Here is a 768-nt window from a genome sequence, read left to right on the forward strand (position 1 = left end):
AACCTATACTTACAGTATTAATGGTGCAGGATCTTGCGCTCCGGCAAGTGCTGATGTAGTAGTAACGGTTTCAAATCCTGTTAGTGCAGGAACAGATGGTAGTGTATCTGTTTGTTCAACAGGAAATACAGTTAATTTATTTGATTATTTGGGAGGAACACCTGATATAAACGGAACTTGGTCACCAGCATTAACTAGTGGAACAGGAGTATTTGATCCAAGTTTAGATGTAGCAGGTACATATACTTATACAGTTAATAATGGATCTTGTACGCCTGATACTGCCGAAGTAATAGTTTCTGTAACAAATATTGGTGTTCCAACAGCCTCTGTAACTCAACCAACTTGTGCTAATCCTACAGGAGTTTTAGAAGTATTAACCCCTCTAGATCCGAATTATGAATATAGTTTAGACGGAATCACATTTCAAAGTTCAGTTGAATTTACAGCTTTAGAACCAAATAGTAGTTACTATGTTTATGTCAGAAATACTATTAATGGTTGTCAAGAGGTTTCATCAATCATGTATGATGTTAATGATTTACCGACAGCACCTATAGTTTCCGTAATATCTAGTTGTCAGGGAGTACAATATGTGGCTACAGTTTTTTCAGATAAAGAAAATTCTACCTACCAATGGTTTAATGCTAGTGGAGATGTTATTGGATCAACGAAATCAGTTCAATTAACGGCTACAGGAGATTATGAAGTTGAGGTTACAGCAAATGGATGTATTTCAACGGTTAACTTTTCTGTTAATGATATTTA

General features: G+C 35.5%; 1 pseudogene. It reads left to right on the forward strand.

Going from position 1 to position 768, the window contains the following annotated elements:
• Positions 1-768 (forward strand): annotated as a pseudogene (locus ACUSJC_RS16770) (hypothetical protein); the annotation flags it as partial.

This window comes from Flavobacterium sp. U410, assembly GCF_053570605.1.